Here is a 10,539-nt window from a genome sequence, read left to right as displayed (position 1 = left end):
GCACGCCGCCAGCGTTCGTCCTGAGCCAGGATCAAACTCTCCATAAAAGTAGTTTGAAAGCTCATTTGCTTTGCTAGCGATTTAACTTAATTAAAAGTTATAATCTATTGTTTGCTTCATTAAAGAAGCTTGTTTCATTAACGTTGCTTGTTCAGTTTTCAAGGTTCATCGTGTCGTTTTGGTGACAACTTTTATATCATAACATCTCTTATCGTTGTTTGTCAACTGATTTTGAAAAGTTTTTTTAAAAAGTAATAACTGATTCGACAGCTTATATAATTTTATATTAGTTTCTCGCTTAAGTCAACTGTTAATAAATTTTTATAATTTATAATTGGTTTCTCTTAAGGACTCTTAATATAATATCATTGCAAAATCTAACCGTCAATAGTTTTTTAAAAATAGATATATTTTTTATTATTCATATAAGAAGAGCCATATCCATCCCATGAATAACAGCTCTCTTCCATAAACAACTTTAATCTAATAATCATTTGTAAGGACACGTGATATATAGAAACTTCTATTTGTAGAAAGATCTAATAATTCTCCCGTACGATTTAATTTCACTAATGGGCGTGTAGGTGCATACTTATTAATAAACATTACTTCACCTAACTCCAAATTCGATAGTTCTATTTTTGTCCCAATCGGTAAATCCACGACTATATCAATTAAAGCTTGAACAACTTTAATATCAAATTTTCCGAACTCTTCTTCTTTAATCATTTCCATTACTTTAAAAGGCGATTGTTTTGAACGATATAACCGCTCACTAGTCATCGCATGAAATACATCTGCAACTGCAATGATTTGTGCAAAGCTGGATATATTACCAATACGCTCTCCATTCGGATACCCGCTCCCATCTAATCGTTCGTGATGCTGATAAATGGCTACTTTCATAATCTCTTTAATAGCAGGATTGTTCTTTATTAACATAAAACTATAATAAGGATGTTTTCGTACTTCTCCAAACTCAGCTTCAGTTAATGAATTTTTCTTATCACGAATACGAGCTGGAATACGCGACATCCCACTATCTGCTAACACCCCAGCAATAGCTAGTTGAATAATATCCCCACGTTCAAAGCCCATTTTTTTTGCAATAACAGCTACTATTAACCCAGTTGCAATACAATGATGGTATAAGTAGTCCTTTGGATTTGAGTAATTATTTAAGTTAAATATGTACGAACGATCCTCTAATACTTTTTCTATCAACGGAATCATAATGCCTCTAACTTTTGTAAGATCAATTTTCCCACCTGCCGACCAATTCAAAAATTCCTTTTTCAATTCGGTAATGCCATCATTATAATATTTTTGAAAACTTATATACTTAGGCACCGGAACAGTTATTGAATCCTTTTCAGTATTCACTGCATTTGATTTAATTTCTTCTAAGTCGTTATAAACTAATACTGTTTTTAAATTAAAAAGGTCGATCACTCGTAGATGCTCTGATTTTACTTTTGTATCTTTATATATGATTGGATATTGTGTATTGGCAAATATATCTTCTGCAATTACTTTATCTAATTTTAATTCTTCTGATCTCATAACTATTGCTTCCAACTTCACAACCCCTTCATTTCGTTAGTATAGGTATTTAGGTTTAATTGAATTATTTAGATTAGCTAATCCAGAATTATTTTACTACTTACAAACCTTTACTATTTTACAATTAATTATAACGAATGGAGAAAAAAATACAAATAAAAAAAGTAATCTAGATAGTAAAAACCTACTAGATTACTTTTTAATTTATTCTTCTGTTTCAGAAGTTGAATCAGCCTCTAAATCCACTTCTAGTTCTGCTTCGTCTTCATCTGTATCATCGTCTTTTTTCACACGTGCCACTGTTGCCACAGTTTCTTCATCTGCTAGACGAATTAAACGAACACCTTGCGTACTTCGTCCAATAATAGAAATATCTTTAACATCCATTCGGATCAGCATACCGTTAATAGTGATTAACATAATGTCTTCTGTACCATCAACCGCTTTTACGGCACACATCTTACCGTTCTTATCGGTAATTTGCATCGTCTTCAGACCTAAACCGCCACGGCTTTGTAAACGGTACTCTGATTCAGGCGTACGTTTACCGTACCCTTTTTCAGTAACAACTAATATTTCCTGACCCGGTTCAATAATTTCCATCCCGACTACAAAATCGCCTTCACGGAGTTTTATACCTCTAACCCCTGCAGCAGTACGACCCATTGAACGAATATCATCTTCTTTGAAGCGGACCAGCATTCCTTCACGAGTACCGATAATAATCTCCTTCGTACCATCCGTTAAATGAACTGAAATTAGATCATCATCTTCTCGCAATGTAATAGCTATTAAACCGTTTGTACGAATATTTGCGAATTGGTCAACTGGTGTACGTTTCGTTACACCCGTTTTTGTCGTAAAGATAAAGTATGCATCTTCTTTAAATTCCGTAACGCGAATCATTGCAGTTACATGTTCACCTTTATCGATATTCAGTAAGTTAACAATTGGTAAACCTTTTGCTTGTCGACCGAATTCTGGGATTTCATACCCTTTTGCACGGAAAACTTTACCTTTTGAAGTAAAGAATAAAATCGTATCATGCGTAGATGTAAATAGTAAATGCTCAACGAAATCATCCTCGTTCGTACCCATACCTTGTACACCACGTCCCCCGCGCTTTTGCGAGCGATATGTATTCGCTGCTAAACGTTTAATGTAACCGTTATGTGTCAATGTCAGTACTGAGTTTTCTCTTGGGATTAAATCTTCGTCTTCTATCATTTCTAAACCGCCGGCAGTTATTTCTGTACGGCGTGTATCATTGTAACGTTCTTTAATTTCCGTCATTTCTGTACGGATAATTTCTATTACCTTCGCTTCATCTGCTAAAATCGCCTTTAATTCATCGATTAATTTCAAAAGCTCCTGATATTCTGCTTCAATTTTTTCACGTTCTAATCCGCTTAAACGTACAAGTCGCATATCTAAAATTGCTTGTGCCTGACGTTCAGATAAATTAAAGCGCTCCATTAATTGAGGTCTTGCTTCTTCCCCACTCCGAGAGGCACGAATAATCGCAATAATTTCATCAATATGATCCAGCGCGATACGTAAACCTTCTAAAATATGTGCACGTTCCTCTGCTTTTCGAAGTTCGAATGCAGTACGACGTTTAATAACTACCTTTTGATGTTCTAAGTAATGATATAGCACTTCTTTTAGACCTAATACTTTTGGCTGTCCATCCACTAATGCAAGCATATTCACACCGAAGCTTGATTGCATCGCTGTTTGTTTAAATAAGTTATTGAGTACAACGTTTGCATTGGCATCACGACGAACCTCAATAACAATACGCATACCATTACGATCTGATTCATCGCGTAAATTTGTAATACCATCGATTTTTTTATCACGTACTAGCTCTGCAATCTTTTCGATTAGTTTTGCTTTATTCACTTGGTAAGGTAATTCATGAACTAAAATTGTCTCTTTACCATTGGTAGCTTGTTCAATCTCAACTTTTGCACGAATTGTTAAAGAACCCCGGCCTGTTTCGTAAGCACGGCGAATTCCAGAGCGGCCTAAAAGAATACCGCCTGTCGGGAAATCAGGTCCTGGAATAATTTCCATCAGCTCTTCAGTTGTAATGCTTGGGTTATCTGCTATTGCCAATACTCCATCGATTGTTTCTCCTAATTGATGTGGTGGGATATTTGTCGCCATACCTACAGCGATTCCCGAAGCACCATTTACTAAAAGGTTTGGATAACGTGCTGGTAAAACTAACGGCTCGTTTTCACTACCATCATAGTTCGGTCCATAATCAATTGTATCTTTATTGATATCACGGAGCATTTCCATTGCGATTTTTGACATTCGAGATTCTGTGTAACGCATAGCTGCAGCGCCATCACCATCTACCGAACCAAAGTTACCGTGACCATCAACTAGCATGTAACGATAGCTGAAATCCTGTGCCATACGAACCATTGCATCATAGATGGAAGAGTCACCGTGTGGATGGAACTTACCCATTACATCCCCAACGATACGTGCACTCTTCTTATATGGTTTATCTGAAGTATTACCTAACTCCTGCATGCCATACAAAATACGACGGTGTACGGGTTTAAGCCCATCACGTACATCCGGTAATGCACGAGAAACGATAACGCTCATCGCATAGCTTAAGAAAGATGATTTAATCTCTGTTGTAATATTTTTTGATTCTATATGTCCATGTTGAATGTCAGACAAAATAAGGACCTCCTTCCAATTGAACTAATTAAATATCCAGGTCTTGTACATAGACAGCATTTTCTTCGATAAAGTCACGACGTGGACCAACTTCATCACCCATTAATGCATCGAAAATTCTATCGGCTTCAATCGCATCGTCCAATTCTACTCGAATTAACGTACGGTGCTGTGGATCCATTGTTGTATCCCATAATTGTGTTGCATTCATTTCTCCTAAACCTTTGTAACGTTGTACATTTGGCTTTGGTAGCTTTGGTAGACGCTGTAAAATTTCTTCTAATTCTTGATCTGAATAGCAATATTCCAAATGTTTACCTTGTTTCACTTGGTAAAGCGGCGGTTTTGCTGCATAAACATATCCAGCTTCGATTAATGGACGCATGAAACGGAAGAAGAAGGTTAACAATAGTACGCGGATATGCGCACCATCGACATCGGCATCCGTCATAATAATGATTTTGTGATATCGTGCTTTTTCTAAATTGAACTCTTCACCAATCCCCGTACCAAATGCCGTAATCATTGCACGAATCTCAGCATTAGATAAAATACGGTCTAATCGGGCTTTTTCAACATTTAGAATTTTACCGCGTAATGGCAAAATTGCTTGGAAGTGACGATCACGACCCGATTTTGCAGAACCACCCGCAGAGTCACCCTCTACGATATAAATTTCCGATTCAGCAGGATTTGTAGAAGAACAATCTGCTAACTTACCAGGTAAACTTGAAACTTCCAGGGCTGATTTACGGCGTGTAAATTCACGTGCCTTTTTCGCTGCAACACGTGCGCGAGCAGCCATAGTTCCTTTTTCAACAACCTGACGCGCTACTGAAGGATTCTCCAACAAGAAACGTTCAAAGCCTTCTGAGAATAATGAGTTAGTAATTTGACTCACTTCAGAGTTACCTAATTTTGTTTTTGTTTGACCTTCGAATTGAGGGTCCGGGTGTTTAATCGATACGATAGCTGTTAATCCTTCTCGAACGTCTTCCCCTGTAAGGTTCGCATCTGCTTCTTTAATTATATTCGCTTTTCGTGCATAGTCATTAATTACACGCGTTAAAGCAGTTTTAAAGCCTGATTCATGTGTACCGCCTTCATACGTATTAATATTATTTGCAAACGACATAATTGTTGAGCTAAAGCCTGCATTATATTGCATAGCAATTTCAACTGAAATGCCCTCTTTTTCGCCAAATACATCAATTGGTACGTGGATCGGTTCTTTGTTTACGTTAATATGCTCAACATATTCGCGAATACCGCCTTCAAAGTGGAATGTTTCCGAACGCTCCTGCCCAGTTCGTTCATCGGCAATAGTGATTCTAATTCCACGATTTAAATAAGCCAGTTCACGAATACGAGTTGCTAAAATATCGTATTCATATATTGTTGTTTCTTTAAAAATTTCGCTATCTGCCTTGAAACGTGTAGTTGTACCTGTATAATCAGTTTCACCAATAACAGTTATTTTTTGTACAGTATGGCCTCGTTCAAAAATTATTTCATGAATTTTGCCATCACGGTGTACTTGAACAATTGTTTGACTCGATAAAGCGTTTACTACTGAAGCACCTACACCATGAAGACCACCGGAAACTTTATAGCCCCCACCGCCAAATTTACCACCAGCGTGCAGAACTGTCATAATAACTTCAACAGCAGGCATACCCATTTTTTCCTGAATATCAACGGGAATACCACGACCATTATCTTCTACGCGAATCCAATTGTCTTTTTCAATCGTTACTGAAATATCTGTACAATATCCAGCTAAAGCTTCATCAATACTATTGTCTACAATTTCCCACACTAAATGGTGCAATCCTTTTGAACTTGTTGAACCAATATACATACCAGGACGTTTTCGTACAGCTTCTAATCCTTCTAATACCTGTATTTGATCCGCATCATAAGATTGCTGGACTTTATTATCTTCTAAAGTCACTATTGGTCACCTACTCTTTCATAACTTTCAGTATGCTTCTCTAATATTAACTTTCATGCATTTATTATTCTATTGCTCCTTTTTTCACATGGAACAATTTTGCGTGCTGTATCGTTTCATGGTGAATACCTTCTACACTTGTCGTTGTAACAAATGTTTGAACTTCACCCTGAATTGTATTTAATAAATGTGATTGACGATAATCATCCAACTCAGATAAAACATCATCTAACAATAAAATCGGTGTTTCCTTTGTTTCTTGTTTAATGAGCTCTATTTCAGCAAGCTTTAATGATAACGCTGTTGTACGCTGTTGACCTTGTGAGCCATATACTTGTACATCATAGTCATTCACAAAAAACTGCAAATCATCACGATGTGGACCGATTAATGTTACTCCTCGCTCAATTTCACGCTGTTTGACCTCATTTAATTTTTCCGTTAAATGTTCTCTCATGCGATCAGTTGGCCAATTTGCTTCCATCCCTGACACAGGACGGTATTTAATTACCAACTTTTCAAGCCCGCGCGAAATGCCAAAATGAATTGGTTCAGCCCACTCCTGCAAAAGTTCCATAAATTGAAATCTTTTACGAATTATTTGTATAGCTGCCTCCACATATTGCTCTGTATAAATATCAAACATTACATCGGATGCAAATGCTTGTTTACCTTGGTTTTTTTTTAGTAAATGATTACGTTGTTTTAATATCTTTTGAAATGTTAGTAAATCATGTAAATAGACTGGCGATATTTGCCCGATTTCCATATCGATAAATCTTCGGCGAATTTGTGGGCTACCTTTCACGATATTCAAATCTTCAGGAGCAAACATGACAACATTCATCTGTCCAATGTAATTACTTAATTTAGTTTGTTCAAGATGATTGATTTTGCCTTTTTTCCCTTTTTTTGAAATCGTTAATTCGATAGGAATGCCACCGTAACGCTTATTTACCACACCTTCTATTTTACCATAATCCGCATCCCAACGTATTAATTCTTTATCGTTCGCAGTACGATGAGATTTGGCCATCGCTAGTACATAGATTGATTCCATAACATTTGTTTTTCCTTGAGCATTCTCCCCAATAAAAACGTTAATTTTATTTGAAAAATCTAGTGTTAACGATTCATAGTTACGATAATTCGTTAGCTGTAAGCGCTCGATGTTCATGAATCAGCTTTCTCCGTTTTCAATAAACGCATCCACAATTTTAAATCGGCCAACACCTGGGATATTGATAACATCGCCATGACGTAATTTTTTCCCACGTCGACCTTCTGCTTCTCCATTCACAAACACTTCATGTTCACTTAAAAACCACTTTGCCATGCCACCAGAGCTAATTGTATCTGTCATTTTCAACGCTTGACCAAGCGTAATAAATTCTGTATCAATAACTAAATCATTCAACGTAATTCATCCTCCACTTAAATAAAGTCTTATCATTCTATCATACCTAAAATTTGCCCATAAGTAAAAAAGGAATGGTCTCAATAATAATTTAAAGACCATTCCTTTTGAAAATTGTATTTTTTTAGTAAGTACGTACCGGTAAAATTAGTTGTAAAATCGCATCATCTGCTACAGATCGCAGAATGAACGGACGCATTGCCCCAGTAAATTCAATTACTACATCTTGACCATCAATAGCTTTTAGAGCTTCCATCATGTATTTCGCACTAAATGAAATTTTTAAAGTTTCACCTTCCAAGCTTTCCACTTGAATTTGCTCTTCCACTTTTCCAATCTCAGGTGAGTTTGATGAAATTTCTACAGTTTGATTTTCAAGTGTCTCAAATCGAACAACATTATTACGGTCTTCACGTGCAAGCAGCGATGCACGATCAATTGCTTGAAGAAGTGATTTTCCGTTAATCGTAATCATTGTTTTAAATTCTTCAGGAATTAAACGGGATGTATCTGGGTAATTCCCTTCCAAAAGACGTGAAAAGAAAAGAACGTCATCTGTTTTAAACAATACATGTTGACTCGTTAATACAATTTGTACCGGATTATTCGTATCTTCTAAAATTTTATTTAATTCATTTAAACTTTTTCCTGGAATAACAACTGAAGTAACATCAGTTGGTAAATTTTCAAGATTCACTTTACGACGTGCCAAACGATGACTATCCGTTGCAACGCATATTAATTCATCGCCATCAACTTTCCAGTTTACACCTGTCAACACGGGACGGCTTTCAGAAGTTGCTACAGCAAATACTGTTTCACGAATAATTGACTTTAATAGATCTGTAGGGATTGTAAATTGACGATCAGCTGCAAGTTCAGGTAGTTGTGGATATTCTGTTGCATCAGATCCAATTAGATGGAATTCTGATTTACCAGAACGAATAATTGTTGCAACACCGTTTGTAACTTCAATTTCTACTTCGTTTGTAGGTAATTTGCGAACGATTTCATTGAACATACGTGCTTGTAATACGATGGAGCCTGTTTGTGTAATGTTTATAATTTGTTCGCCATTTTCCTCTACTGGTATAAATGTTTGAATTGTAATATCTGCATCACTACCTGTTAAAGTCATGCCTTCATTTGTAACATCAATCTTAATTCCCGTTAAAATAGGAATCGTTGTTTTGGAGCTAACTGCTTTCATTACATCATTTAATCCAGCTAAAAGATGATCACGTAAAATATTAAATTTCATTAGTTTACCTCTCTTATATAATTAATTATTTATTTAAAGATATTAATAGATATAGTAATAGGCCCTGTGGATTTGTGGATAACCTAACTTTTTCTTACTGCATGTAAGCTATCCACATGTGCACAAGCTGTGTATATCACTGTGTGAAAAAGGATTAGTTATACACAGCTTTATTTACCTAGCATGCTTCGAATTTGTTTAATATCTTGTTGGAGCTGTTGATCTGTTTTAATTAATGAAGATATTTTTTCATGTGCATGGATGACTGTCGTATGGTCTCGTCCCCCAAATTCTTCGCCAATTTTAGGTAATGAAAAATCCGTTAGTTCCCTCGATAAATACATCGCGACCTGCCTTGGAAAAGCAATCGACTTTGTTCGGCGTTTTGCCGTAAAATCTTCTAATCGTATATTGAAGTGCTCCCCAGTTGCAGTTTGAATATCTAAAATTGAAATCATACGCGGTTTTGAGTTCGGCATAATATCTTTTAAAGCTTCTGCAGCCAGTTCAGGCGACACATCAGTATTGACCAAAGATGAATATGCAACTACACGGATTAATGCGCCTTCTAACTCACGAATATTTGTATCAACTTGATTGGCAATATAAAGCATAACCTCATTTGGTATATCCAATCCGTCTGCTTTGGCCTTTTTTCGTAAAATAGCAATACGTGTTTCTAAATCAGGTGGTGCAATATCTGTGATTAAACCCCATTCAAATCGAGAGCGCAAACGATCTTCCAATGTAGGGATTTCCTTTGGTGGTCGGTCACTTGAAATGACGATTTGTTTTGATTCTTCATGTAATGTATTGAATGTATGGAAAAATTCCTCTTGCGTAGACTCTTTCCCAGCTAAAAACTGAATATCGTCAATTAACAGTACATCGACATTACGGTATTTATTTCGGAAATCTATTGTTTTGTTATCACGAATCGAGTTGATAAATTCATTCGTGAATTTTTCAGATGATAGATAGACGACATTTGCTGTTGGGTTATGTTCTTTTACATAATGACCAATAGCATGCATTAAATGGGTTTTTCCTAATCCTACCCCCCCGTATATAAAGAAGGGGTTGTAGGCTTTTGCTGGTGCTTCTGCTACAGCTAAACTCGCTGCATGAGCAAAGCGGTTTCCAGAGCCGATAACGAACGTATCAAATGTATATTTTGGATTGAGCATACCAGGTGTAATATCATGGTGATCACTCGATTTTGCTTGGGTAATAGGTGGTGGTAGTTCAAAGTCGTCTGCCACTTGATCTTTCTGAACGACAAATTTAATGACCAGATCTTCGCCAGTTAACTCATTTAATATTCCTGTAATCATATGAATATAGTATTGTTCAAGCCAATCACGGGCAAAAGAGTTAGGTGCTGAAATCGTTACTTTTGTGCCACTATGAGCCAAAAGTTTTGTCGATTTTAGCCAAGTATCAAAGCTCGGTTTTGAAATTTTTTGTTCAGCTTGGGCAAGGACGGCATTCCATAAATTTTCTAAATGTTCCAAGCTTGTTCTTCCTTTCGTTATTTCATTTCACATATTAATTCATATATTAGAAGAGATTTATTTCGTTCAACATAGAATGAGATTTTTTTTTATGTGATTTTTTTGAGACAGTTTCGTTCTTATT

Annotated in this window: 7 protein-coding genes; all 7 read right to left on the bottom strand. The window is 36.3% G+C overall.

Features of this window, described 5'->3' with window-relative positions; translation table 11 throughout:
• Positions 1 to 483 precede the first annotated feature (483 nt).
• Positions 484 to 1,563 carry an HD-GYP domain-containing protein gene (locus SNE38_RS10190; protein WP_191704199.1) on the bottom strand — a complete coding sequence of 360 codons (1,080 nt, stop codon included), beginning with the start codon at positions 1,561 to 1,563 and terminating at the stop codon, positions 484 to 486.
• A 204-nt stretch (positions 1,564 to 1,767) separates the two neighbouring features.
• Positions 1,768 to 4,269, bottom strand: coding sequence for a DNA gyrase subunit A (gene gyrA, locus SNE38_RS10185; protein WP_191704193.1), 2,502 nt, complete (start codon positions 4,267 to 4,269; stop codon positions 1,768 to 1,770).
• Between the two features lie 28 nt (positions 4,270 to 4,297).
• Positions 4,298 to 6,223: a DNA topoisomerase (ATP-hydrolyzing) subunit B gene (gene gyrB, locus SNE38_RS10180; protein ID WP_191704192.1), complete on the bottom strand. Its 1,926-nt coding sequence runs from the start codon at positions 6,221 to 6,223 to the stop codon at positions 4,298 to 4,300.
• Positions 6,224 to 6,287: 64 nt separating this feature from the next.
• Positions 6,288 to 7,400 (bottom strand): DNA replication/repair protein RecF, encoded by a 1,113-nt coding sequence (gene recF / locus SNE38_RS10175; RefSeq protein ID WP_191704191.1) that lies wholly within the window; start codon positions 7,398 to 7,400, stop codon positions 6,288 to 6,290.
• Positions 7,401 to 7,403: 3 nt separating this feature from the next.
• The gene (gene yaaA / locus SNE38_RS10170; protein ID WP_191704190.1) at positions 7,404 to 7,640 is read right to left on the bottom strand and encodes a S4 domain-containing protein YaaA; all 237 of its coding nucleotides are present in this window, start codon (positions 7,638 to 7,640) and stop codon (positions 7,404 to 7,406) included.
• Between the two features lie 124 nt (positions 7,641 to 7,764).
• Positions 7,765 to 8,901 carry a DNA polymerase III subunit beta gene (dnaN, locus tag SNE38_RS10165; protein WP_191704189.1) on the bottom strand — a complete coding sequence of 379 codons (1,137 nt, stop codon included), beginning with the start codon at positions 8,899 to 8,901 and terminating at the stop codon, positions 7,765 to 7,767.
• Between the two features lie 170 nt (positions 8,902 to 9,071).
• Positions 9,072 to 10,415, bottom strand: a complete 1,344-nt coding sequence (dnaA, locus tag SNE38_RS10160) for a chromosomal replication initiator protein DnaA (RefSeq protein WP_191704188.1) — start codon at positions 10,413 to 10,415, stop codon at positions 9,072 to 9,074.
• Between the last annotated feature and the right edge of the window lie 124 nt (positions 10,416 to 10,539).

The organism is Solibacillus ferritrahens (assembly GCF_037027585.1).
Taxonomy (GTDB): Bacteria; Bacillota; Bacilli; order Bacillales_A; family Planococcaceae; genus Solibacillus; species Solibacillus ferritrahens.
Note: the sequence above shows the minus strand (reverse complement) of the source record. Positions and strands in the feature narration are given on the sequence as shown.

Bases quoted from the DNA above. Each gene is read 5' to 3' on its own strand.
- recF (WP_191704191.1), bottom strand. From the start codon at position 7,400: ATGAACATCGAGCGCTTACAGCTAACGAATTATCGTAACTATGAATCG.
- SNE38_RS10190 (WP_191704199.1), bottom strand. From the start codon at position 1,563: ATGAGATCAGAAGAATTAAAATTAGATAAAGTAATTGCAGAAGATATA.
- dnaN (WP_191704189.1), bottom strand. From the start codon at position 8,901: ATGAAATTTAATATTTTACGTGATCATCTTTTAGCTGGATTAAATGAT.